The sequence below is a fragment of the Azospirillum sp. UENF 112521 genome (genome assembly GCF_058780665.1).
This window is the reverse complement of the sequence record NZ_JBSNCI010000004.1, coordinates 589,554-613,813: the sequence shown is the minus strand read 5'-3', so window position 1 is coordinate 613,813 and position 24,260 is coordinate 589,554. Positions and strand designations below refer to the sequence as shown.

The window sequence follows — 24,260 nt, the reverse complement described above, 5'->3', positions numbered from 1 at the left end:
CATTCCCTTGTTCGACTCCGGCTTACTGAAACCCGGGGCGGACAGGGCGCCCTGCGTCAGCTTGAGCGAGGAGTTGGGCGAAGCATCGGTGGTCGGCGTCAGGGACATTTTGGCTGCTCTTCATGTCGTAGGAGAGGGCGCGGAAGTCCTGGGACGAGGTCATATCCATGAAGAAGAAGACCTTGAGGGTACAATCGCCCTTGGCATACCGCCAGATCTTGGCGGGAGGCGCCTCTTCCCGTGCAACGGGGGACCCCAGGAGTTTGAGAGTCTGGACTTCGTCCAGCCCGACAAGGCTGTCGGGGTCGGCGTTGGTGGTTGCGGGCGGGGTGGACATGCCCCCCATGGCCGGCACCGCGGCGGCGTTCGCCGTGGCGGTCGCCGCTTGGGGAGCGGTATCGGGTGCGATGGCCGCCAGATGGGTGGAGGCCTGGGTGGAAGACTGGGCGGTCGCCAGATCGCCGGTGGTGACCGGCGGGCCGGGCTGCGGCATCGGCAGGGCCGGCGCCAGCGCGGCGGCGTCGGGAACCTTGCGGGCCGGCTTCTGCCTGGGCACCGGCGGGGTTGCCGCACGGGCGTTCGGGTTGGCCGAGGTTACATCCGCCCCACCCCATCCCGGCCCGGCCGTGTTGGCCGGACAACCGGCCAGCAGCAGGACCGCGACCAGCAGGCCCGCATGTCGGCCCCGGCCGGCGGCGTAGGCGCCGAACTGCGCCACATCGCGGAGGACTGCCGGCACGGTCATGGGGGCGGGCCTTTCAAATCCAGGAGGAACGGACATAACGGCATTAACACGGGACGAACCATTTCCATCTAGCCTGGAAGTCAACTTCGCGTGCTGGTTGGAGTTGGCCGCGTCTGATGTCCCTAAACTCAATCCAGTCTGGTTAATGGCGCGTTAAAGCCACAGCCTGTACCCCCATTTTGCGAAAGCGCATCAATATTTTTTGAAGTTTCGTTTGATTTTCGAGTGAATCCACGGGGGATCTCGAGGCTCTTTGCTCAAAAGTGGTATGAAAACCGGTCAAATCCATTGCTCGCCAACCGCTTCGTTGAAGATGTGCGGGGCGACAGGACGTGACAGAAATGAGGCGGGAGGATGGCCGGAACGGGTCGGGATCGTGGAGATTGCCCAAAAAACAATCGGCACAAAAACAATCGGCGGCGGAGCCACCCGGGTATGGCTCCACCGCCGTTCAGCCGGACGGGCAACAGGTCATGTAGCGGCGCGCGCGAAGCGGCCGTGGGTCGTTGCCACTCGAACTCCAGCCGTGGTTCCGGCCGGCCGTCAGGCCGGTCGGCGTCGTGGGAACGCTGCTTTTTCGGCACCATCCTTCACGAAAATCATGATGCGCCGGGCAGGCCGCAGGGTCAAGTTTGTAGTACGTACAATTTAGGATGCCGCATATCCGGACGATGGGGAGACGCGCTGTTCCAGCCATCCCACGAACTGCTTTGCTCCGGCCAGAGCCAAAACGGCCCGATCCACCGGCACCTCAGCATCGGGCCCGGCCTCGTAATCGGCAACGGCCTTGAGGTTGTAGGCTTGCGACAGGAAGCGGCGCAGGTCGGCGGGAACGCGGGATTGCCCCTGGTCAGCCGGCTGAACTCGGCCTGTACGCCCTGATGGGACTTGGCGATCCGCCCCGTGCTTTCGAAAATCAGTGCCTGGGCGGCATGGAAAGCCGCGAGATAGGCATTGCGTCCCGCATCGTTGCCCAGTTCGACGCTCAGGTTCACCCGCGCGTACTCCAGACAGCGACGTGCCTTTTCGAGATAGCCCGCTGCCTCAGGCGTCACAGATCTCGTCCTTCACAGCGGATCTCATGCATCAGGGGGGAGCGCTCGGCATAGGCATCGACACGGTAGGGCATGGCATGGATCACCGCACCGGTCTCGTCCAGCAAGTCCGCGGCAACCCCGGCGATGCGGTCGGATTCCTCCCAGCGGTCGGTCAGGTCGGACAGAAACACCGCGACGTCATAGTCGGAGTCAGGCCGGGCGTCGCCCCGCGCCCGCGACCCGAACAGCACGACACGGGCCAGCCTTGGTCCATAAAGCCGGGTCAGATCGGCCCGAAAGCGGGCGAGTATGGGATCCGTCGCTGCCATGCTTGAGAGGATAGCACCGAACGATGACCATTCCAGGCGGATTGCGGGCCCCCCTAAATACGAAAGGGCCGCGCCCCCTGCCGGAGACGCGGCCCTTCGTTGCCGAAGGTTCCCTCACGCACAACCACGAGCGCGGGCCACCTTCGATGCGGTGGGGCGGCCGATGGCGTCGCTGATGAACGCACCGGCCGCGATCAGCTTGTCCAGATCGACCCCGGTCTCGATGCCGAGGCCGTCCAGCATGTAGAGCACATCCTCGCTCGCCACGTTGCCGCTGGCGCCTTTGGCATAGGGGCAGCCGCCCAGCCCCGCGACGGAGCTGTCGACCACCGCCACGCCCATCTGGAGCGCCGCCAGGATGTTGGCCAGCGCCTGCCCGTAGGTGTCGTGGAAATGGACGGCGATCTTGTCGACCGGCACCCGCTCCGCCACCGCGGCGATCATCGCTTGAGCCTTGGTCGGCGTGCCGGTGCCGATGGTGTCGCCGAGCGAGATCTCGTAGCAGCCCATGGCGAACAGGCGCTCCGCCACCTCGGCCACCGCCTTGGGCGCGATCTCCCCCTCATAGGGGCAACCGAGCACGCAGGACACGTAGCCGCGCACCGGCACGCCCGCCGCCCTGGCCTGCTCCATCACGGGAGCGAAGCGGTCCAGGCTCTCGGCGATGGAGCAGTTGATGTTCTTCTGGCTGAAGCTTTCCGAGGCGGCGCCGAACACCGCCACCTCGTCAGCCTTGGCCGCCAAGGCACCCTCCAGCCCCTTCACGTTGGGGGTGAGGGCGGCATAGCGCACGCCGGGCTTCCGCGCGATGCCGGCCAGCACCTCGGCGCTGTCGCCCATCTGCGGCACCCATTTGGGCGAGACGAAGCTGGCCGCCTCCACCACGGCGAGGCCGGCGCCGGACAGGCGGTTGACGAGTTCCACCTTCACCGCGGTCGGCACCATGGACTTTTCGTTCTGGAGGCCGTCGCGCGGGCCGACCTCCACCATGCGGACGAATTTCGGAAGTTGCATGGTCAGGCCTCCGCGATGTCGAGAACCAGCAGGTCGACGCCTTCCGACACCTGATCGCCCGCCGCGAAATTCACCGCGCTGACGGTGCCGGCGGCCGGGGCCTTGATGGTGTGCTCCATCTTCATCGCTTCCAGCAGCATCAGCGGCGTGCCGGCCTCGACGGCTTGGCCGGCTTCGACCAGCACGCGGACGACGGTGCCCGGCATGGGTGCTGTCAGGCGGCCGGAGCCGCCCTCCTGCTCCGCCGCGCGGGCGCTGGGGTCGTCCAGCGTCAGGCGGGACACCGCACCGTCGATCAGAACGGTGATGTCCAAGCCCTGCCGCACCACGGTGGCGCGGGTGCGCATGCCGTCCAGCGTCGCGGTCAACAGCCCGTCCGACAGGCTGACGCCGGTGACCGGCATCGGCTTGCCGCCATCCACCGCAACCTCATACCCGTCGCTGCGGAAATGCAGCGTCACCTCGCGCACGGTGTCACCGTCCATCAGGCGCAGGTCGTAATGGTTCTCCTCGTTCAGCCGCCAGCCATTGGCGAGCAGCCAGGGGGAATACCGATCCGACCGGGCGCGCAGGGCGGCCTGGGCTTCCTCCCGGCGCGTCAGCAGCACCGACAGGGACGCTGCGGCCAGCGCCTTGTCGGCCACCGGGGCCGGCGGCGGCAGCAGGTCGGCGCGGTGGCGCTCGATGAAGCCGGTGTCGATCTCCACCGCCTTGAAGGCCGGATGGCCGGCGATGGCGCCGAGGAAGGCGACATTGGTGGTGACGCCGACGACCTCATACTCGGCCAGCGCCACGCGCAGGCGACGCAACGCACTGTCGCGGTCCTCGTCCCAGACGATCAGCTTGGCGATCATCGGGTCGTAATACATCGTCACCGAATCGCCCTCGCGGACGCCGGTGTCGACTCGGACATGGTCGCTCTCGGCCGGCGGGCGCAGGCGGACCAGCTTGCCGATGGCAGGCAGGAAGTCTCGCTGCGGATCCTCGGCATAGAGCCGCGCCTCGAAGGCATGCCCCCGGCGGGTCAGCTGCTCCTGGTGCAGCGGCAGTTCCGCCCCGGCCGCCACGCGCAGCTGCCACTCGACCAGATCGAGGCCGGTGATCTTCTCCGTCACCGGATGCTCCACCTGCAGGCGGGTGTTCATCTCGATGAAGTAGAAGCCGCCATCCTCATAGAGGAACTCGACGGTGCCGGCGCCGACATAGTTCACCGCCTTGGCGGCGGCGACCGCCGCCTCGCCCATGCGGCGGCGGAGGTCGTCGGGCAGGTTGGGGGCCGGCGCCTCCTCGATCACCTTCTGGTGGCGGCGCTGGACCGAGCAGTCGCGCTCGAACAGATAGACGCCGTTGCCGTGGGTGTCGCAGAAGACCTGGATTTCGACATGGCGCGGCCGGCCGAGATATTTCTCCAGCAACAGGCTGTCGTCGCCGAAGGCGGCCTTGGCCTCGCGCTGGGCGCCAGCCACCGCGTCGGACAGCTCGTTGGCGGCGCGCACCACGCGCATGCCCTTGCCGCCGCCGCCGGCCGACGCCTTGACCAGCACCGGATAGCCGATGCGGTCCGCCTCCGCCGACAGGGTGGCGAAGTCCTGGTCGGTGCCGTGATAGCCCGGCACCAGCGGCACGTCGGCGTTCGCCATCAGCCGCTTGGATTCCGCCTTGGAGCCCATGACGCGGATCGCCTCGATCGGCGGGCCGATGAAGACGACACCGGCCTCGGCGCAAGCCGCGGCGAAACCGGCATTCTCCGACAGAAAGCCGTAGCCGGGATGGATGGCCTGGGCACCGGTGCGCTTCGCCACGTCGAGGATGGCGTCGCCGCGCAGATAGCTTTCGCCGACCGGGGCCGGGCCGATGCAGACGGCCTCGTCGGCCATCTGGACATGCATCGCCTTGGCGTCGGCCTCCGAATGGACGGCGACGGTCTTGATGCCCAGGCGGCGGGCGGTGCGGATGACCCGGCAGGCGATTTCGCCGCGGTTGGCGATCAGGATCTTGTCGAACATGTGGATCAACTCCGCCAGGACGGGGTGCGTTTGTCGAGGAAGGCGCCGACGCCCTCCTTGCCTTCGGCGCTGGCACGCTGGCGGGCGATGCGCTCCGCCGTGTCGCGCACCACGTCGTCGGTCAGCGGCCGGCGGGCGACGGCGCGGATCAGCTCCTTGGCGGCGGTGACCGCCGTGGGGGCGCTGTCCATCAGGGTCTTCACCGTCCTCGCCACCGCTTCCTCCAGCCCGTCGGCATTGGTCAGCTCATGCAGCAGGCCGATGCGGTGGGCCTCCGCCGCGCTGAAGCGCTCGCCGGTCAGGAAATAGCGGCGGCAGGCGCGCTCGCCGATGGCGGCGATGACGTAGGGGCTGATGGCGGCGGGGATGATGCCCAGCCGCACCTCCGACAGGGCGAAGGTCGCGGTCTCGACGCCGATGGCGATGTCGCAGGCCGAAACCAGCCCGACGCCGCCGCCGAAGGCCGGTCCCTGCACCACGGCGACCGTCGGCTTCGGGCATTCGTCCAGCGTACGCAGCATGGTGGCGAGGCCCATGGCGTCGGCCAGATTCTCCTCGCGGGAGTAGCCGGCCATCTTCTTCATCCAGGACAGGTCCGCCCCGGCCGAGAAGCTCTTGCCCACCCCGCGCAGCAGGACGACGCGCACCGCCGGATCCTCGCCCACCTTCCGGAAGGCGGATGTGAGGTCGGCGATGACCTGTTCGTTGAAGGCGTTGTGCACGTCGCCGCGGTTCATGGTGACGGTGGCGACGCCGGTGTCGGCAACCTCGATCAGAATGTCGCTCATGGTCGCCCCCCTCACATCCGGAAGACGCCGAAGGGCGTCTTCGGCACCGGGGCGTTCAGCGAGGCCGACAGGCCGAGGCCCAGCACCATGCGGGTGTCGGCCGGGTCGATGATGCCGTCGTCCCACAGCCGGGCGCTGGCGTAATAGGCGTGGCTCTCGCGCTCGAACTGGGCGCGGATCGGCGCCTTCAGCGCCTCGTCGTCCTCGGCCGACCACGGCTTGCCCTGGGCTTCCATGGCGTCGCGCTTGACCTGGGCCAGCACGCCGGCCGCCTGCTCGCCGCCCATGACGGAGATGCGGGCGTTCGGCCACATCCACATGAAGCGCGGGCTGTAGGCGCGGCCGCACATGCCGTAATTGCCGGCGCCATAGCTGCCGCCGATGATGACGGTGAATTTCGGCACCTTGGCGCAGGCGACCGCGGTGACCAGCTTGGCGCCGTCCTTGGCGATGCCGCCGGCCTCGTATTTGCGGCCGACCATGAAGCCGGTGATGTTCTGCAGGAACACCAGCGGGATGCGGCGCTGGCAGCACAGCTCGACGAAATGGGCGCCCTTCAGGGCGGATTCGCTGAACAGGATGCCGTTGTTGGCGATGATGCCGACCGGATAGCCGAAGATGTGGGCGAAGCCGGTCACCAGCGTCGTGCCGTAGAGCGGCTTGAACTCGTCGAAGCGCGAGCCGTCAACCACGCGCGCGATCACCTCGCGCACGTCGAAGGGCTTGCGGGCGTCGCTGGGGATGACGCCGTAGAGTTCGCGCGGGTCGAAGGCGGGGTCCTCCGGCTCGCGCAGGTCGAGGTCGATGTGCTTGGCGCGGTTCAGGTTCGACACCACGCGGCGCGCCATCGCCAGGGCGTGGGCGTCGTTCATCGCGTAATGGTCGGTGACGCCCGAGGTGCGCGAATGCACGTCGGCGCCGCCCAGATCCTCGGCCGACACCACCTCGCCGGTCGCGGCCTTCACCAGCGGCGGGCCGCCCAGGAAGATGGTGCCCTGGTTGCGGACGATGATCGCCTCGTCCGACATCGCCGGAACATAGGCGCCGCCGGCGGTGCAGCTTCCCATCACCACGGCGATCTGCGGGATGCCCTCGGCCGACATGTTGGCCTGGTTGTAGAAGATGCGGCCGAAATGGTCGCGGTCGGGGAAGACCTCGTCCTGGTTCGGCAGGTTGGCACCGCCGCTGTCGACCAGATAGATGCAGGGCAGGTTGTTCTGCTGGGCGATCTCCTGCGCCCGCAAATGCTTCTTGACCGTCAGCGGGTAGTAGGTGCCGCCCTTCACCGTCGCGTCGTTGGCGACGATCATGCATTCCTGCCCGGCGACGCTGCCGATGCCGGCGATGATGCCGGCGGACGGGATGTCCTCGGCATAGACGCCGTCGGCGGCCAACTGCGACAGCTCGAGGAAGGGCGAGCCGACATCGAGCAGCTGGCGGATGCGCTCGCGCGGCAGCAGTTTGCCGCGGGCGAGGTGCTTGTCGCGGGCCTTGGCCCCGCCACCCTGCTGGATGGCGGCGACCTTCCGGCGCAGATCGTCGACCAGGGCCTGCATGGCGTCGGCGTTGGCCTGGAACTCGGCGGAGCGCGCGTTCAGGGCGCTCTTCAGGACGGTCATGCCGTCTTCCTCCCGGTTTGGCGGTCTTGATTGCTGGGCTGGTTATTGGACAAGGGCACGGCTGATGACCAGCCGCTGGATGTCGCTGGTGCCCTCGTAGATCTGGCAGACCCGGACGTCGCGATAGATGCGCTCCACCGGGAAATCGTTGAGGTAGCCGTAGCCGCCATGGATCTGGATGGCGTCGGAGCAGACCTTCTCCGCGATCTCCGAGGCGAACAGCTTGGCCATCGCCGCCTCCTTCATGCAGGGCACCCCGGCATCGCGCAAGGATGCCGCATGCAGCACCATCTGGCGTGCCGCCTCCACGCGCGTCGCCATGTCGGCGAGGCGGAAGGCGATGGCCTGATGCTGGATGATCGGCACGCCCATGCTCTGGCGCTCCTGGGCATAGCGGATGGCGTGGTCGAGTGCGGCGCGCGCCATGCCGACCGACTGGGACGCGATGCCGATGCGCCCGCCTTCCAGATTGGCCAGAGCCACCCTGTAGCCGGCGCCTTCGGCCCCAAGCATCAGGTCGGCGGAAACCCGGCAGTCCTCGAAGACGATCTGGCAGGTGTCGGAGCAGTGCTGCCCCAGCTTCTCCTCGGTCCGCGCCACCTGATAGCCCGGCGTGTCCGTCGGCACGATGAAGGCGCTGAGGCCCTTCTTGCCGGCGGCCGGGTCGGTCACCGCGAAGACGATGGCGACGTCGGCCTGCGAGCCGGAGGTGATGAACTGCTTGGTTCCGTTCAGCACCCAATGATCGCCATCGCGCCGGGCGCGGGTCTTGATCGCCGAGGCGTCGGATCCGGCCTGCGGTTCGGTCAGGCAGAAGGCGCCCAGCATTTCGCCACGCGCCATCGGCTTGAGGAAACGGTCCTTCTGGGCGTCCGTGCCGAACTTCAGGATCGGCATGCAGCCGACCGAGTTGTGCACGCTCATGATGGTGGAGACGGCTCCGTCGCCGGCCGCGATCTCCTCGATGGCGAGCGCGTAGGCGACGTGGTCGGTGGCGGCCCCGCCGAACTCCTCCGGCACCAGCATGCCCATCAGGCCGAGTTCGCCCATCTCGGCCAGTTCAGCCTTGGGGAAAGCGCCGCTGCGGTCGCGCTCGGCGGCGGTCGGGGCGAGCCGGTCCTGCGCGAAGGCGCGGGCCATGTCGCGGACCATGGTCTGTTCTTCGGTCAGGTGCATGCTGGTCCTCCCATATTTTTATGGTCCCCTCTCCCCGGGGGAGAGGGGGTACGGGCGGGAGTGCTTTACACCCGCTCCACCGCGATGGCCGTCGCCTCGCCGCCACCGATGCACAAGCTGGCCACGCCGCGCTTCAGGTCGTACTTCTCCAGCGCGGCCAGCAGCGTCACGAGGATGCGGGCACCCGAGGCGCCGATGGGATGGCCGAGCGCGCAGGCGCCGCCATGGACGTTCACCTTGTCGTGCGGCAGATCGAGGTCGCGCATCGCCGCCATGGTCACCACGGCGAACGCCTCGTTGATCTCGAACAGATCGACGTCGCGGGCCGACCAGCCGACCTTCTCGAACAGCTTCTGCATCGCGCCCACCGGCGCGGTGGTGAAGAGCGCCGGCTGCTGGGCATGGTTGGAATGGCCCTTGATCTCGGCGATCACGCGCAGGCCGAGACGGTCGGCCTCGCTGCGGGTGGTGACAATCAGCGCCGCACCGCCGTCGGAGATCGACGAGGCATTGGCCGCCGTCACCGTGCCGTCCTTGGCAAAGGCCGGCTTCAGCGTCGGGATCTTCTTCGGATCGCCCTTGCCCGGCTGCTCGTCGGTGTCGACCAGCACGTCACCCTTCCGGCCCTTGACCAGCACCGGCGCGATCTCCGCCTTGAAGGAGCCGTCCTCCACCGCCTTGCGGGCGCGGTTCAGGCTTTCGATGGCGAAATCGTCCTGCGCCTCGCGGGTGAAGTTGTAGCTGCTGGCGCATTCCTCGGCGAAGGTGCCCATCAGGCGACCCTTCTCGTAGGCGTCCTCCAGCCCGTCGAAGAACATGTGGTCCAGCACCTTGCCGTGGCCCATGCGGTAGCCGGCGCGGGCGCGGTCCAGCAGGTAGGGGGCGTTCGACATGCTTTCCATGCCGCCGGCCACCACCACCTTGGCCGAGCCGGCCTTGATCACGTCATGGGCGAACATCACCGCCCGCATGCCCGAGCCGCAGACCTTGGAGATGGTGGTGCAGCCGACGCCCTTGGGCAGCCCGGCGCCCAGCGCCGCCTGGCGCGCCGGGGCCTGGCCCAGACCGGCCGACAGCACGTTGCCCATGAACACCTCGTCCACCGCGTCCACGGCGAGGCCCGAGCGCTCCAGCGCCGCCTGGATGGCGACGGCGCCGAGCTGCGGGCCGGTCAGGCCCATGAGGTCGCCCTGGAAGCCGCCCATCGGCGTGCGGACGGCGGCGGCGATGACGATGCTGTCGGTCATGGTGGTCGGTCCCTTTCCCTCGATGCTCTCTGTGCCTTGCCGAACCGCTTTACGCGGTCTCTTTAAACAGTTCGCGCCCGATCAGCATGCGGCGGATCTCGCTGGTGCCGGCGCCGATCTCGTAGAGCTTGGCGTCGCGCAGCAGGCGGCCGGTCGGATACTCATTGATGTAGCCGTTGCCCCCCAGCGTTTGAATGGCCTCCAGTGCCATCCAGGTCGCCTTTTCGGCGGAGAACAGGATGGCGGCGGCGGCATCCTTGCGGGTCGTCTCGCCCCGGTCGCAGGCCTTGCAGACGGCGTACACATAAGCCTTGGCGGCGTTCATGATCGTGTACATGTCGGCGATCTTTCCCTGCATCAGCTGGAACTCGCCGATGGGCTGGCCGAACTGCTTGCGGTCGTGGACATAGGGGATCACCACGTCCATGCAGGCCTGCATGATGCCGAGCGGACCGCCGGACAGCACCGCGCGCTCGTAATCCAGGCCCGACATCAGCACGTTCACGCCGCGGCCGACGCCGCCCAGGATGTTCTCCTCCGGCACCTCGCAATCCTCGAACACCAGCTCGCCGGTGTTGGAGCCGCGCATGCCGAGCTTGTCCAGCTTCTGCGCCACCGAGAAGCCCTTGAAGGTCTTCTCCACCAGGAAGGCGGTGATGCCGCGCGGACCGGCGTTGATGTCGGTCTTGGCATAGATCACCAGCGTGTCGGCGTCGGGGCCGTTGGTGATCCACATCTTGGTGCCGTTGAGCACATAGCGGTCGCCCTTCTTCTCGGCCCGCAGCTTCATCGACACCACATCGGACCCGGCGTTCGGCTCCGACATCGCCAAGGCGCCGATATGCTCGCCGGAGATCAGCCCCGGCAGGTAGCGGCGCTTCTGGTCCTCGCTGCCGTTCTTGCGGATTCTGGTTGACGCAGAGGTTGGAGTGGGCGCCGTAGCTGAGACCCACAGAGGCGGAGGCGCGGGACACCTCCTCCATCGCCACGACATGCTCCAGATAGCCCATGCCGGCGCCGCCATACTCCTCCTCCACCGTCACGCCGAGGATGCCGAGGTCGCCCATCTTGCGCCACAGCTCGTTGGGGAACTCGTTGCTGCGGTCGATCTCGGCGGCGCGGGGGGCGATCTCGTTGGCGGCGAAGCTCCGCACCGAATCGCGCAGCATGTCGGCCGACTCACCGAGGTCGAAATTCAGGCTGGGGTACTGGTTGGACAGCATGGACGTATCGCTCCCCTGGGAAATCATCCGTTCTTTGACCATACGTTACCGTATGGCACAGCGGGTGGCAAGGGGGTACTGAGGACAGCGAAAAGCCGTTCGGGGTCAGGCGGTTGGCTGGCCCAAGAGAGCGCGGCGGACTTTCCGCATCGTGGAAACCAAAGGAGGCAGCCCGATTTTCCCCAATCGATTCAAGGCTGCCATGCATGTTGGATACTGTATTCCAGAGCGGCGAAGACGATTATAACGGAAGCCGATGCGTTATATCCGGCCAGTGATATCGATTTGGGGGACCAACGAATGATTCGCGTGCCTCGGCCCAACATGGACGGCTTCACCCTGGCCCTGGTGGCGACCGTCGGGCTGGCGACCGTGCTTCCGGTGCAGGGGCAGTTCGCCCAGGGCGTGCACTGGCTGGCGGAGGCGGCCATCGCGCTGCTGTTCTTCCTGCATGGCGCCCGCCTGCCGCGGGAAGAGGTGGTGGCGGGCATGGCGCACTGGCGCCTGCATCTGCTGATCTTCAGCCTGACCTTCGCCGCCTTCCCGCTGATCGGCTGGGCGGTGGTGGAGACGCTGCCGCACAGCCTGCTGCCGCCGGCCGTCGCCATCGGCGTGCAGTTCCTCTGCCTGCTGCCCTCCACGGTCCAGTCCTCCATCGCCTTCACCTCGATGGCGCGCGGTAACGTGGCGGCGGCGGTGTGCAGTTCCACCCTGTCCAATATCTCCGGCATCCTGATGACGCCGCTGCTGGTGGCGCTGTTCCTGAAGGTGCAGGGATCGGCGCTGTCGCTCGACACGCTGCAGACCATCGCGGCGCAGTTGCTGCTGCCCTTCGTCGCCGGCCAGCTTCTGCGGCGCTGGATCGGCGCCTGGGCGGCCCGGCACAAGACGATGCTGCGCTTCACCGACCGCGGCTCGATCCTGCTGGTCGTCTATCTCGCCTTCAGCGAGGCGGTGGTGAACGGGCTGTGGCATCAGGTGCCGCCGGCCGCACTGGGCATGGTGGTGGTGATCGACTGCGCCATCCTGGCGGTCTTCCTGGTCGGCACGACGCTGCTGAGCCGCCGCCTGGGCTTCTCCCGCGCCGACGAGGCGGTGATCGTCTTCTGCGGATCGAAGAAGTCGCTGGTCAGCGGCGTGCCGATGGCCGGCGTGCTGTTCGCCCCCGCCACTGCCGGGCTGGTGCTGCTGCCGGTGATGCTGTTCCACCAGATCCAGCTGATGGTCTGCGCCGTCCTGGCCCGCCGCTACGCCGAGGAGGGCGAGGCACGGGACGCCCTGCCGGCCACCTCGTGAGGGCGACCTCGTGAGGAGACGGGGCATGCCCTACTCCTCCGCGAACTCTCCCGTCGCGGCCATGATGGCGGTGCGGAGCCGGTCGGCCTTGGCGGGACCGGCGACCAGCTCCAGCAGGCGCAGGGCGTAGAACAGGTTCATCTCCGCCGTCTCGGCATCGTCCGGGTCGCCGGCCGCCTTGGGATAGTCCGCCAGCAGGGCCTGTGCCCGCGCCGTCAGCCCCTTCTCCATCGACGCCATCGCGTCCTTCAGCGGCTCGTGCAGGCCGAGCGCACCGGCCAGCCCCTCGCAGCGGCGCAGCGCGCGGGCGTGGTCCTCGGCGGCGGCCTGGGCGTCCTCGTCCACCGGGGCGGGACGGCCATTCGCGGCGGGGGCCGGGACGGCGGTCAGGATGCCGGCGGGCGCGGTGTCCAGAACGGCGCCGGCCACCATGCTCCGCACGGTCGCCTTCACCGCATCCAGCCGCTCGCGATAGACCGGGTCGGCCAGGACATCCATGACGGCGGAGGTGGTGTCGATGCTGGCGACCAGCCGCTCGGCAATGGCGACGGCCTCCTCCGGGGCGATGGCGACGGCAGCCGCACCCGGCCCGGTGCCGGCGCCTTTGCCGCCGTCTCTGCTTTCGAGGCGGGCCGAGCGCTCCTCCAGATTGGTGACGACCAGACCGCTCAGCTGGGCGAAGATCGCCGGCTGCTCGCGCCGCGCCTTGCCGAAATCCAGATCGTTCAGCACCGTCAGCAGGTCGGCCGGGTTCGCCATGCGCGAGGCGGCGACCAGCAGCAGGTAATAGACCAGCCCGGCCGATTGCCGCGCCACCGCCTGGGCCGCCTGCTCGATGGCGTCCACATGCGGGTCGTCCAGAACGGCCAGCGGCTTCGGCGCCAGCGTGTCCTTCAGCGATTCGATCGTCAGCCCGATCTCGAGGAAGGCGGCGACGTCCAGCAGCTGCCGCCGCATCTCCTCGTCGCCCTGCAGAACGCGCCACAGCGCCTGACGGCCGGTGTCCGGCTCCCCGGCAGCGCCGACAGCGCCCCTTACGGCCTGGGCGGCCATCGGCCAAAGCCGGCGCCCGATGTTGCGCAGGGCATTGAGATTGCCGGGTGCCGTCTCCTGCACCTGCCGGTCGAGCTGGTCGATCAGGGCGCGGTCGCCGCACTCCGTCACCAGCCGCCACACCGGGTCGATCACCCGCCGTTCGATGCGGCCCACCGGCACGTCGAGGCCGTTGAAGCTTTCCAGCACATCCTCGAACGGCATGCACAGCACGCGTTTCAGCGTCGGCCGGCGGCTCGGGCGCACCTGGACCAGCCGCGGGCGGATGGCGGCGAAGGTCTGGCGCACGTCGGGGTGGTCGCGCACCCGCTCCAGCAGGCGGACCACCTCGATGAACTTGTCCTCGGGAATGTCGAACAGCCGGCTTTCCAGCCCCGGCAGGCGGTCGCCCCCGCCCTGTCCGTCCGCCGGTCCGGTCATGGGGCGCGGGCTTTCACCGCCTCGATCCGGCGGATGGCATCGATGTCCATCTGGCCGGTGCGCCAATCCTCCAGCATGCGGACGGAGCGGCGGTGGGCCATCTTGACCTGCTTGGAATCCTCGACGAAATCGCGGCTGGATTCCCGGCGGGGCAGCAGCGGCAGGATGCGGAACAAATCGTTGACGGTGGCGGCCTGCTGGTGGTGGTCCTCGGCCTGCGCCACCTCCCACGCCCCGGTGATGTGGCTCCAGCCGTCGAGCAGCCAGGCCATGCGGGCAGCCTGGGTGCGGACGCGGATGAAGGCGTCGTCCCAGTCGCGCATCAGCGGCCCGATGGCCTCGATACGGCGGTGGAAATCGCCCAGCACCTTCTCGCCGATGTCGATGGTGTGCTGCGCCACCTCCGCGCAGAACTCCGCGACCGGGGCGGCGTCGCTCGGCACGTCCCGCGCCCAGTCCATCATACCGTCGCGGAAGCCCTTCAGGTCGTTCAGCCCGCGCGTCAGCCGGCCCGGCCGGGGCGAGTGCGCCAGCCCCACCGGCGCGGTAACGGCCGCGATGTCGGCCAGCCGGGCATAGAGCAGCGTCGCGTCCATGCGCAGGCTTTCCGCCGCGCGGGTCATCAGCTGCCGGGTCAGGCGCTGGCCCTCGTCGGTGTCGATGCCGGCCTTCAGCATCTCCGGCGATTCCAGCCCGACCGCCTTCAGGATCGACAGGATCAGCAGATAATGGGTGAGGGTGCCCTGCTCCTCATCCTCGTCGAGCGCGCGGCGGGCGGCCTGCGCCGCCTTCGGCCCGGCGAGCCCGCGCCGCGCCGCCTTCAGCGTCGCCCGGCGGATCTCGTACGGGGAGCAGGACTCCTCCCGCACGATGAGGTCGTGCAGGTAGCGGTCGTGCATGGTCATCGACACCATCTCCGGCACCGATTTCCAGGCGACGACATAGATGCCCATGCCCTGCGACAGGCTGGGGATCAGCACTTCGAGCTTCGACCGCTCGCCGCGGCGCACGCGGGTCTGGGACAGCAGCGGCGTGGTGAAGGCCACCGCGGCCCCCCGCTCCTCGAAGGTCGACGGCGCGTATTCGATCGCACCTTTCAACATGATTGCCGTTCCGGATTCGCCTGATCGCTCTGCCGGCACCACCACGGGTCCATCGGCCGGATCCCGCGATTGCGCCATACCCGCAATATTACATGGTCGTAAGAAAGGAGGCGGAGACCAATTTGTTCTGAATTGTAGCGCCATGCGACGGCCTGTCGCACTTGGCAACAGCTTGCACGACGAGCGTGGGCCTATCTATAAGGTTTTCCCCCGGTCTGCTTTCCGGACGCTTGGACATCACCGCAAAGCGGCGCGATTTATCCAGGCAACTTTATAAAGCCGGAAGGAAATCTCCATACAGGCGCCCCCTTCCGGGTGCCGCGCGACGGCCCTTGCGCTTTGCGCGGCGACGCGACAGTTTGGACGGACGTGACACCGCGACCATAGGAGACGCAGAGGGTGAGTAACATCGGCATCGTGCTCGGACGGTTCCACCGCAAAGAGGTGGAAGAGATGCTGGACGAGGCGCGCACCGTCGCCGCCAGCCGCGGCCTCGGCATCGTGGCGGAGGTCTGGGTTCCCGGTTCGATGGAAAAGCCTCTGGCGATCAAGCGCCTGCTGATGCGCGAGGACGTCGCCGGCGCGGTCGCTCTTGGCATCATCGAGCGGGGCGAGACCGAGCATGGCAACGTCATGGGCCATGCGGTCATCGGCAGCCTGATCGACCTGCAACTCCAGTTCATGAAGCCGGTCGGCGTCGGCATCCTCGGGCCGGGGATCAACCCGTCGCAGATCCCGCCGCGCATCCGCCCCTACGCCGCCGCCGCGGTGAACGCCTGCGCCGACCTGATCGAGCAGGGCTGAGGTTGCTTATGCTTTGGCGGGGCGCCACCGGTGCAGCACATGCATCGCCCCGCCGAACAGCAGTCCCCAGAAGGCCGATCCGACCCCGAAGAAGGACAGGCCGGACGCGGTCACCAGCAGCGTGACCAAGGCGGGGATGCGCTCCTCCTCCGCCTGCACCGCCGCCAGCAGCGAGCCGCCGAAGGCACCGATCAGCGCCAGACCGGCGACCGCCTCGATCAGGATCGGCGGCGAGCGGGTGACCAGCGTGGCGGTGACCGCCGCCAGCGCAGTCAGCGCGATGTAGCCGACACCGCCGGTGACTGCGGCCTGCCAGCGCCGCTCCGGCCTCGGGTCGGCATCGGGGCCGGCGCACATCGCCGCGGTGATCGCCGCCAGATTGACCGTCGGCGCTCCCAGCGGCGCCGTCAGGGCCGAGGCGAAGCCGGTCGCCAGGAAGGCCGGCGGCACCCGCGGCGTGTAGCCGAAGGTTGCCAGCACCGCCAGGCCCGGAATGTTCTGCGACGCCATGGTGACGACGAACAGCGGCAGGGCCAGCCCGACCAGCGCCTCCCAGGTGAAGGCCGGGGCGACCAGCGACAGGGTCGGCCAGGGATCGGCCGGCAGCGCGCCCGACACCGGCGGGTTCATCGCCATCGCCGCCAGCGCCACCGCGACCGCCGCCGGCACCGCATAGAGCCGGGCGAAGCGCCCGACGATTGCCCAGGTCGCCAGCACCAGCAGTCCCAGCCCCGGCGCCTGCCCGATCGCCATGAAGGGCGCCAGACACAGCTTCAGCAGCAGCCCGGCCAGCATGCCGTTGGCGAGCGGCTTCGGGATCGCCGCGATCCAGCGGCCGAGCGGCCGCCACAGCCCCGCCACCATGATCAGCCCGCCGACCGTGAGGAAGGCCCCCACCGCCGCCGGAAAGCCGCCGGCCACCGGGCCGGTCGCCGCCAGCAGCGCCATGCCCGGCGTCGTCCAGGCGACGCTGATCGGCTTGCGCTGCGTCCAGGCCAGCCAGATCGCCGACAGCCCCATGGAAAAGCCGACTGCCACCAGCCCGGAGGTGATCTGCGCCGTGTCCGCCCCGACCGCCGCCAGCCCTTGGATCACCACAGCGACCGAACTGGCATAGCCGACCAGCGCCACCAGACCGCCGGTGGCGAGCGCCGAGGGCGACAGGCCACGGCCGGGAGCTGGGGCGGTGGAGGCGGTCCGCTTGGCGGACGACGAGCCGGTCATGGCCGGTCCTTTCGTATGGATGGACAGGAGAGGAACCGACAGGTAAATTGGATCCAATATCCAGGCAAGCGGCTTTTTCCCACTTTTCAGGCCCCCTATGTCCCACCCATCAGACAGACAGGCTCCCGATCTGGCCGCGCTGATCGCCCGCAACCGGCCGCGCTTCCGCACCGCGACCGAGTTCGTCGAAGCGGCGATGCGCGAGGCGATCCTTGAGGGAGTTCTTCCGGCCGGCGCCCCGCTGCGCCAGGAGGATCTCGCCGCCGCCTTCGGCGTCAGCCGCATGCCGGTGCGCGAGGCCTTGCGCCAGCTGGAGGCCCGCGCGCTGGTCGAGTTCCATCCCCACCGGGGCGCGGTGGTGGCGGAGATCTCGGCGGAGGATTCGACGGACATCGGCGCCATCCGGGCGGCGCTGGAGCCGGCGGCCCTGCGGCTGTCGCTGCCGCATCTGACGACGGACGACCTTGCTTTGGCGACGGAGCTGATCGCGGAGATGGATGCGGAGGCCGATCCCGGCCGCATGGGAGAGCTGAACCGGCGCTTCCATATGACGCTCTATTCCCGCGCCGGCCGGCCGCGCCTGCTGGCGCTGGTGGAGCAGCACCTCGCCGCCGCCGACCGCTATCTGCGCTTCCAGTTCTCGGCGCTGGGCTACCATCCCCGCTCCCAGGACGAGCATCACGCCCTGCTGGCGGCCTGCCGTGCCGGCGATGCGGACGCCGCCTGCGACATCGTCGTGCGCCACGTCATCCAGGCGGGCGAGCAGCTGAGCGCCTTCCTGGATGGGCGGGGGTGAGGAAGGCGGGGGCGGCGCCCCGCCCTGTCAGGGCGCGCCCAGCAATTCGCCCAACGCGTGGCTGAGCTGGCGCGGGGTCACCGGCTTGTGGATGATGCCCAGCCCGTGGGCGGCGGCGTCGCGTTCGCATTCGGGACCGGTCTCGCCGGTCAGGATCAGGCCGGGGACCGGTGCGCTGCCGGGGTCGTCGTACAGCGCGCGGATGCGGGCGACCGCCTCGGTGCCGTAGCGCCCTTCGCGCAGCCGGTAATCCGCGACGATCAGGTCGGGGCGGCGGCCCATGCGGCTCAACCCCTCCACCGCCTTCTGGGCGGAGCCGGCAACCAGCACCTGATAGCCCCAGTCGCGGAAGATCGTCTCCAGCCCCAGCAGAACGATGGCGTCGTCGTCGACCACCACGGCGAAGCGGCCGCGGCCGGCGGTCGCCGCCTCCGCTGCGGTCACCGGCGTCTCGACCTTGCGGCCAAGCGGCAGGGCGATGACGAAGCTGGTCCCCTGCCCCGGCTTCGAGGTCACGTCCACCGGATGGTTCAGCAGCAGCGACAGCCGCCGCACGATGGCCAGCCCAAGCCCAAGCCCGCGGTTGCGGTCGCGCTCCGGGTTGCCGACCTGATGGAATTCCTCCCAGATGCTTTCCAGATGGTCGGAGGGGATGCCGATTCCGGTGTCGCGCACCTCGATCAGCAGCCGCCCGCCGGCCCGGCGGCATTCGATGTCGATCCGACCGCTCTCGGTATAGCGCAGGGCGTTTTCCACCAGATTGCGCACCATGCGGGTCAGCAGGGTGCGGTCGGTCCGGGCGGCGGCGTTGCAGGACAGGACGTGCAGTTCCAGCCCCTTGGCCGCCGCCACCGGCCGGTAGGAGGCGGCGATGTGGTCGAACAGCGGGGCGACCGGCACATTCTCGATGTTGGGCTGGACCACGCCGGCATCCAGCCGCGACATGTCGAGCAGGCTGTCCAGCAACTCCTTCAGCGCGTCCAGCCCGCGGCCCAGATGCATCAGCGCGGTGGCGCCCTGGCTGCCCTGCACATGCGGCTTCAGCACGTCGACGAACAGCAGCAGCGCTTGCAACGGCTGGCGCAGGTCATGGCTGGCGGCGGCCAGGAACTTGCCCTTGGCGAGGTCGGCGGCCTCCGCCGTTTCCTTCGCCTGCAACAGCGCCTGCTGCGCCTGCCGGCGGGCGGTGATGTCGCGGAAATAGACCGAGAGACCGTCGGCGTTGGGATAGATGCTGGCCTCCAGCCAATTGCCCATGGTGGGAGACAGCACCTCGACGGTCATTTCGCGGCCTTCGCAGACCGCCTGCTTCTGCGCTTCAAAGGCTTCGCTGCCCAGCACCTTGGGAAAGGCCTCCCAGACGCGGCGGCCCAGCAGGGTGTCGCGCGAGCGGCCCCAGACCTGTTCGGCCTTGCGGTTGATGTAGGTGAAGCGCCAGTCGTGATCGACGGCATAGAAGGCGTCGCTGATGCTTTCCAGGATCTTCACCGCCCGCTCGTGCGAGGCGCGGGCCTCCTCCTCCGCCCGCTTGCGCGTGGTGATGTCGCGGAAGAAGCAGCCCACCCCCTCCGCCGTCGGCAGGAAGCGGACCTCCAGCCACAAGGTGGTGTCTTCGCCGTCGAAGCGCTTTTCGATGGCGGTCGGCTGCCGCTCCGTCATCGTCCTGCGGCACAGCGCCTCCAGGTCCGATCCCGCCAGTTGCGGCCACACCTCCCACAGGCGGCGGCCGCGCACCGCCGACAGCGGCTGATGGTCGAGCTGTTCGGCGCGGCGGTTCTGGTAAATCACGCGGTACTCGCAGTCCAGCGCCACCAGCGCCTCGTCGATGCTGTCGAGGATGTCGGTCGCGCGCCGCCGCACGTCGGCAATCGCCTCCTCCATCCGCCGCTCGTCGGACCGGTCATGCAGGATCCACAGGAATCCCTCCTCGTCGCCCTGGAGCGGCAGGATGGTCAGCGCGCCCCAAACGGCGAAGCCCTCCCGGTGGCGGACAGGCCGTTCCTCCCGGATGCGGCCCTCGGCGAGGGCGTGGACCCGCAAGGCGTCGGGCACGCCGGCTGCGACCTCTTCCGGCTGAAACAGGATGTCGGCCGGCCGGCCCAGCACCTCCTCCTCGCTCCAGCCCAGGATGTTGACGGCGCCGGGGTTCCAGCTGGTGATCAGGCCGGCAGGATCCAGGGTCAGGATGGCGTGGCCGATGGCGCTGTCCAGGATCGCGCGCAGCCGCCTCTCGCTGTCGGCATGGGCGGCGCGGCTGCGCTCCAGCGCAGTGAAGGCGGTGCGCAAATCCTCGTTCAGCGCCGTGACCGTCAACAGATCGTCGCGGCCGTCCTGGGTGGTGGACAGGGCGGTGGACAGCGCCGACCGGAGCCGGGCGTTCTCGCGCTCAAGCTCCTCCAGCCTTGCCTGCACATCTGTCTTTGGCGGGGCAGGCAAATCCGGCCCGGCTCCCGTTCGGTTATCGGCGGGCTCGGTCGGGACGGACGGCTGTTCGGTCATAGGCGCCCAAAGAAAAACGAAACGCTCATTCGTCGAGAGTGCGCAATGCCCAAAGCGGCTGTAAACCTTCCAAAAGCAATATTCCGGACGATTGCGATATCCAAAATGCAGACGATGTCGTTACCGCATATCGGTGATTGCCTTCACCATTGCCCGCACGCCGGCATCGAGCACTTTGTCACGCCGCAACACCAACCCAAGGGTGCGGACCAATGGCGGCGTCAGAGCTTGTACTGCGAACCGGTCGCAATCCTGCGGCCCCGCCACCGTGACCGACGGCAGGATCGACCGGCCGAGCCCGGCGGCGACGAGGTTCTTGATCGCCTCCACATTGCCCAGCTCCATCGATGGACGCGGCTGGATGCCGCCGGCCATGAACCAGCCGTCGATCACCGCCCGCATGGTCCCGCCGCGCTCGTACAGGATCAGCGTTTCGTCCGCCAGCGCCGCAGGGGCGATTTCCGGGGCGATGGTCCGCTCCGGTAGCGGCGCGTCGCCCCGGGGGCCGACACAGACCAGCTCCTCGGCGCAGACCGGTTCGATGGACAGGCCGGGGCGGCCGGCCGGCAGAGTGACCAGCGCCAGATCCAGCGTTCCGCCCTCCACCGCATCCAGGATGTCCGGCGTGTTGCCGGTGACGACGATGATCTCCAGCCCGGGATGGGCGCTGCGCAGGGCGGTCAGGATCGGCGGCAGGCGGTAGATGCAGGCGGTGGCCCCGGTGCCGATGCGCACGCGCCCGACCTGCCCGGAGCGGTGGCGGCCCATGGCGGCCGATGCCGCCTCCATCTCCTCGCGCAGGCGGCGGATGAAGGGCAGCAGGTCGCGGCCGGCCGCGGTCGGCAGGGCGCGCTTGCCCACCCGCTCCACCAGCCGCACGCCGAAACGCTCCTCCAGATTGCGGATCTGCATGCTGACCGCCGGCTGGGTCAGGCCGAGCCGCCCGGCGGCCTCGGTGAAGCCACCATGTTCGACGACGGTCGCGAAAGTGATGAGCTGGTCAAGGTTCAGGCCGCGCATACCCCCAGTCTTCCTTATGATTCCGATCAGATCAATAAATTTGCCTTTTCCCCGGCCCTCCGCGACGGTGTGGGCATGACGACCGCCGCCATCGCCACTCCCGCCCCTGCCCAAACGCCCCGGCCGATCTGGTTCGTGCTGCTCTGCGCCAGCCGTTTCGCCACCTCGCTGTCCTTCATGGTCTATGCCGGCGCGCTCGTGCCCGCGATGCAGGCCTGGGGCATGTCGGCGGGAGAGGCCGGGTCGATCCAGACCGCCTTCAACGTCGGCTACGCCCTGTCGCTGGTGGGATCCTCCTGGTTCGCCGACAGCCTGGGCGCCAGGCGCGTCTTCCTGTGGGCCAGCTGGGCGACGGCGCTGACCGGCATCGCCTTCGCATTCTTCGCCCGCTCGGCGGAAAGCGGACTGCTGCTGTTCGCGCTGATGGGGCTGACGCAGGGCGGCACCTATGCCCCCTCCATCATGCTGGTGGCACAGGGCGTGCCGGCGGACCGGCGTGGTGCTGCGGTGGGCTGGCTGCTGGCGGCGGGGTCGCTCGGCTATTTCGCCTCCATCGCGGTGGCCGCCGGGCTGGCCGAACGGTTCGGCTACGAGGCGGCCTTCATCGCCTGCGGGCTGGGGCCGCTGCTGGCGGCGCTGCTCGCCACGCCGGGACTGCTCGGGCGGCCCAATCTGGTGGCGGGCGGGGGAGCGCGGCGGCTGCGCGGCGCCTTCCGTTTCCTGTCCGACCGCCGGTCCTTCCTGCTGACCGCCGGCTACACCGCCCATTGCTGGGAACTGCTGGGCATGTGGGCGTGGCTGCCGGCCTTCCTGACCGCCAGTCTGGCCGGCGCCGGCGGCGACGGGGCGGGCATGCGCGGGCTGTGGATCGCCGGTGCCATCCATATCTCGGGCTTCCTCTCGTCGCTGCTGATGGGGCGCGCATCCGACCGGCTGGGCCGGCGGGCAGTGCTGGTGGCGATGGGCGTGCTGGGGGCCGCCTGCTCCTTCACCATCGGCTGGACGGACGGGATGCCGCTGGCCCTGGTCCTGGCGGTGGCGGCGCTCTACGGCTTTTCCGCGCTGGGCAACTCCCCCGTGCTGTCGACGGCGATGACCGAATCGGTCGAGCCGGGCAGCCTGGGGGCGGCGCTCGCCGTCCGCTCCATCCTGGGCTTCGGCGCCGGCGGGGCGGCGCCGCTGGCGGTCGGTCTGATGCTGGACCGGGCCGGTGGTGCCGGCGTGGCCGGCTGGGGCTGGGGTTTCGCGCTTCTCGGCGTCGGCGGCGGGTTGGCGACCGTCTGCGCCCTCCTTCTTCCCGCCGACCGTCCTGACCGGAGCTGATCCACATGGTTTCCCTTACCGGGCCTGCCATCACCGTGCGGGCGTCCGCCGACGCCGACATTCCCGCCATCACCGCCCTTTACGCCCGCCATGTGCTGCACGGCACCGCCTCGTTCGAGGAGGTGCCGCCGGACGAGGCCGAGATCGCCCGCCGCCGCGCCGACATCCTGGGCCGCGGGCTGCCCTATCTGGCGGCGGAGTGCGAGGGGCGGCTGGTCGGCTATGCCTATGCCGGCCTGTACCGCACCCGCAGCGCCTACCGCTTCACGCTGGAGAATTCCGTCTATGTCGCCGACGGCATGGGCCGGCGCGGCATCGGCCGGGCGCTGATGGACCCACTGATCGAGATGTGCGAGGCGGCGGGCTACCGCCGGATGATCGCGGCGATCGGCGACAGCGCCAACCACGGCTCCATCGGCCTGCACAGCGCCTGCGGCTTCCGTCCTGTCGGCATCCTGCCCGCCGTGGGCTTCAAGTTCGGCCGCTGGCTGGACGGCGTTCTGATGGAACGGCCGCTCGGCGACGGGAGCGAAAGCCCGCCGGCCGGCTGACCGGCAACCCCGTCAGTCGGCGCCCAGCAGTTCGTCCGGGCGCGGGCTGGGCGCCTTTGCCATCGGCACCGTCCGCGGCAGTTCCACGCCAGGGATCTGCCACTCCATCGGAGGCGCCGATCCCGGCGTCGGCCGGTACTGGTCCAGAACCGCCAGCAGGGTCAGCAGCGCCAGGGACAGCGCCACCACCAGCAGCCGGCGGTCCACCCCGGCCATCGGGCCTTTGCCATCGGCTTCGGCGTTGTCGCGATCCAGCAGAGCCATGCTCCGTCCTCCCGTCCTCTTAGCCTCCGTAGCTGGGACAAGCTTGATCGATGCGGCGGAACGTCACAATGCGGCTTTGCCGCAGTCTGCCTTCGGTTCAGGCGAAGGCTGACTGCGGCCTCAGGGTCTATGCGGATCGTCTTGGCCATGACCCCAGCTGCATAGGCTCAGGTGAAGGCGGCGCCCGCCCTGGCGCCCAGCCGCTTGAGGACGACCGCCAGCGGGCAGAAGCCGGTGAAGGCGGCCTGCAACAGGTTGGCGCCGACGAAGGCGGTCAGCCACAGCCACTGCGGGCTGTGCAGATGCGACAAAGCCAAGCTCAGCAGGACAAGGGTTCCGGCGAAGGCCATTACGATGCGGTCGATGCTCATGTCGATGTCTCCCGATGCAAGGATTGGCCCGAAGCCGGAGAGTCCTCCGGCACAGGATCGCAATACAGGCCCGCCAGCACCTCGATCACCGCAGCCGCCTCGGCGCTGGCCAGCCTGTAGAAGATCGTCAGCCCGTCGCGGCGGGTCCGCACGAGGCCCTCGGCACGCAGCCTCGCCAGATGCTGCGACAAGGCCGACTGGCTGAGCCCGACTGCGTCCGCGAGGTCGCCGACGCAGAGTTCCCCGCGCCCCAACAGGCAGAGGATGGAGAGGCGCCGTTCGTTGGCCAGCGCCTTCAGCAGGCGCGCCGCCGAACTCACATGGCTGCGGTCCAATTCATTCATTGACACTA

At 68.9% G+C, this 24,260-nt stretch carries 22 protein-coding genes and 1 pseudogene; 5 read left to right on the top strand and 18 right to left on the bottom strand.

Annotated features, from left to right (window positions below; all coding sequences use genetic code 11):
- Nucleotides 1-22: 22 nt before the first annotated feature.
- The 10 genes and pseudogenes from ACWPN8_RS23330 to ACWPN8_RS23285 form a co-directional block, all read right to left on the bottom strand.
- Nucleotides 23-745: a hypothetical protein gene (locus tag ACWPN8_RS23330; protein WP_109447542.1), complete on the bottom strand. Its 723-nt coding sequence runs from the start codon at nt 743-745 to the stop codon at nt 23-25.
- Nucleotides 746-1,371: 626 nt separating this feature from the next.
- Nucleotides 1,372-1,740 (bottom strand): hypothetical protein, encoded by a 369-nt coding sequence (locus tag ACWPN8_RS23325; protein ID WP_492242674.1) that lies wholly within the window; start codon nt 1,738-1,740, stop codon nt 1,372-1,374.
- Between the two features lie 56 nt (nt 1,741-1,796).
- Nucleotides 1,797-2,111: a nucleotidyltransferase domain-containing protein gene (locus ACWPN8_RS23320; protein ID WP_492242460.1), complete on the bottom strand. Its 315-nt coding sequence runs from the start codon at nt 2,109-2,111 to the stop codon at nt 1,797-1,799.
- Between the two features lie 114 nt (nt 2,112-2,225).
- Nucleotides 2,226-3,125 carry a hydroxymethylglutaryl-CoA lyase gene (locus ACWPN8_RS23315; RefSeq protein ID WP_492242459.1) on the bottom strand — a complete coding sequence of 300 codons (900 nt, stop codon included), beginning with the start codon at nt 3,123-3,125 and terminating at the stop codon, nt 2,226-2,228.
- A gap of 2 nt (nt 3,126-3,127) precedes the next feature.
- Nucleotides 3,128-5,131 carry an acetyl/propionyl/methylcrotonyl-CoA carboxylase subunit alpha gene (locus ACWPN8_RS23310; protein WP_492242458.1) on the bottom strand — a complete coding sequence of 668 codons (2,004 nt, stop codon included), beginning with the start codon at nt 5,129-5,131 and terminating at the stop codon, nt 3,128-3,130.
- Between the two features lie 5 nt (nt 5,132-5,136).
- A complete protein-coding gene (locus tag ACWPN8_RS23305; protein WP_492242457.1) occupies nt 5,137-5,919 on the bottom strand; it encodes an enoyl-CoA hydratase/isomerase family protein in 783 nt (260 codons plus the stop codon).
- 11 nt (nt 5,920-5,930) lie between these two features.
- A complete protein-coding gene (locus ACWPN8_RS23300) occupies nt 5,931-7,538 on the bottom strand; it encodes a carboxyl transferase domain-containing protein (protein ID WP_377810480.1) in 1,608 nt (535 codons plus the stop codon).
- 42 nt (nt 7,539-7,580) lie between these two features.
- A complete protein-coding gene (locus ACWPN8_RS23295) occupies nt 7,581-8,714 on the bottom strand; it encodes an acyl-CoA dehydrogenase (RefSeq protein WP_492242456.1) in 1,134 nt (377 codons plus the stop codon).
- A 65-nt stretch (nt 8,715-8,779) separates the two neighbouring features.
- Entirely contained in the window at nt 8,780-9,961 is a 1,182-nt protein-coding gene (locus ACWPN8_RS23290; protein ID WP_492242455.1) for an acetyl-CoA C-acyltransferase, read from the bottom strand.
- 49 nt (nt 9,962-10,010) lie between these two features.
- Nucleotides 10,011-11,184: pseudogene (locus ACWPN8_RS23285) on the bottom strand (isovaleryl-CoA dehydrogenase).
- A gap of 300 nt (nt 11,185-11,484) precedes the next feature.
- Here ACWPN8_RS23285 and ACWPN8_RS23280 point away from each other — a divergent pair.
- Nucleotides 11,485-12,480: a bile acid:sodium symporter family protein gene (locus ACWPN8_RS23280; protein ID WP_109447529.1), complete on the top strand. Its 996-nt coding sequence runs from the start codon at nt 11,485-11,487 to the stop codon at nt 12,478-12,480.
- Nucleotides 12,481-12,510: 30 nt separating this feature from the next.
- Here the strand turns inward: ACWPN8_RS23280 and ACWPN8_RS23275 are convergent, their stop codons facing one another.
- Nucleotides 12,511-13,953, bottom strand: coding sequence for a hypothetical protein (locus ACWPN8_RS23275; protein ID WP_492242454.1), 1,443 nt, complete (start codon nt 13,951-13,953; stop codon nt 12,511-12,513).
- Nucleotides 13,950-15,056: a hypothetical protein gene (locus ACWPN8_RS23270; RefSeq protein ID WP_109447525.1), complete on the bottom strand. Its 1,107-nt coding sequence runs from the start codon at nt 15,054-15,056 to the stop codon at nt 13,950-13,952. The genes ACWPN8_RS23275 and ACWPN8_RS23270 overlap by 4 nt, the downstream gene beginning before the upstream one ends.
- Before the next feature lie 399 nt (nt 15,057-15,455).
- Here ACWPN8_RS23270 and ACWPN8_RS23265 point away from each other — a divergent pair, with 399 nt between their 5' ends.
- The gene (locus ACWPN8_RS23265; protein WP_109447523.1) at nt 15,456-15,860 is read left to right on the top strand and encodes a 6,7-dimethyl-8-ribityllumazine synthase; all 405 of its coding nucleotides are present in this window, start codon (nt 15,456-15,458) and stop codon (nt 15,858-15,860) included.
- 6 nt (nt 15,861-15,866) lie between these two features.
- On the opposite strand, the gene ACWPN8_RS23260 is transcribed toward ACWPN8_RS23265, so the two are convergent.
- Nucleotides 15,867-17,084, bottom strand: a complete 1,218-nt coding sequence (locus ACWPN8_RS23260) for a benzoate/H(+) symporter BenE family transporter (protein WP_492242453.1) — start codon at nt 17,082-17,084, stop codon at nt 15,867-15,869.
- 97 nt (nt 17,085-17,181) lie between these two features.
- Between ACWPN8_RS23260 and ACWPN8_RS23255 the strand changes: the two genes are divergently transcribed.
- On the top strand, nt 17,182-17,880 hold the full coding sequence (locus tag ACWPN8_RS23255) for a GntR family transcriptional regulator (protein ID WP_492242452.1): 699 nt from the start codon (nt 17,182-17,184) through the stop codon (nt 17,878-17,880).
- Between the two features lie 27 nt (nt 17,881-17,907).
- Here the strand turns inward: ACWPN8_RS23255 and ACWPN8_RS23250 are convergent, their stop codons facing one another.
- Both ACWPN8_RS23250 and ACWPN8_RS23245 read right to left on the bottom strand, forming a co-directional pair.
- Complete coding sequence (locus ACWPN8_RS23250; protein ID WP_492242451.1) at nt 17,908-20,316, bottom strand: PAS domain-containing hybrid sensor histidine kinase/response regulator; 2,409 nt, start codon at nt 20,314-20,316, stop codon at nt 17,908-17,910.
- 183 nt (nt 20,317-20,499) lie between these two features.
- A complete protein-coding gene (locus ACWPN8_RS23245; protein WP_492242450.1) occupies nt 20,500-21,399 on the bottom strand; it encodes a LysR family transcriptional regulator in 900 nt (299 codons plus the stop codon).
- 75 nt (nt 21,400-21,474) lie between these two features.
- Here ACWPN8_RS23245 and ACWPN8_RS23240 point away from each other — a divergent pair, with 75 nt between their 5' ends.
- Together ACWPN8_RS23240 and ACWPN8_RS23235 are read left to right on the top strand one after the other, a co-directional pair.
- Nucleotides 21,475-22,722, top strand: a complete 1,248-nt coding sequence (locus ACWPN8_RS23240) for an MFS transporter (protein ID WP_492242449.1) — start codon at nt 21,475-21,477, stop codon at nt 22,720-22,722.
- Nucleotides 22,723-22,727: 5 nt separating this feature from the next.
- Nucleotides 22,728-23,273, top strand: a complete 546-nt coding sequence (locus ACWPN8_RS23235) for a GNAT family N-acetyltransferase (protein WP_492242448.1) — start codon at nt 22,728-22,730, stop codon at nt 23,271-23,273.
- A gap of 12 nt (nt 23,274-23,285) precedes the next feature.
- On the opposite strand, the gene ACWPN8_RS23230 is transcribed toward ACWPN8_RS23235, so the two are convergent.
- The 3 genes from ACWPN8_RS23230 to ACWPN8_RS23220 form a co-directional block, all read right to left on the bottom strand.
- Nucleotides 23,286-23,537, bottom strand: a complete 252-nt coding sequence (locus ACWPN8_RS23230; protein ID WP_109447509.1) for a hypothetical protein — start codon at nt 23,535-23,537, stop codon at nt 23,286-23,288.
- Nucleotides 23,538-23,704: 167 nt separating this feature from the next.
- Nucleotides 23,705-23,908, bottom strand: coding sequence for a YgaP family membrane protein (locus ACWPN8_RS23225; RefSeq protein ID WP_109447507.1), 204 nt, complete (start codon nt 23,906-23,908; stop codon nt 23,705-23,707).
- Nucleotides 23,905-24,252, bottom strand: a complete 348-nt coding sequence (locus ACWPN8_RS23220; RefSeq protein WP_109447505.1) for an ArsR/SmtB family transcription factor — start codon at nt 24,250-24,252, stop codon at nt 23,905-23,907. The genes ACWPN8_RS23225 and ACWPN8_RS23220 overlap by 4 nt, the downstream gene beginning before the upstream one ends.
- Nucleotides 24,253-24,260 lie beyond the last annotated feature (8 nt).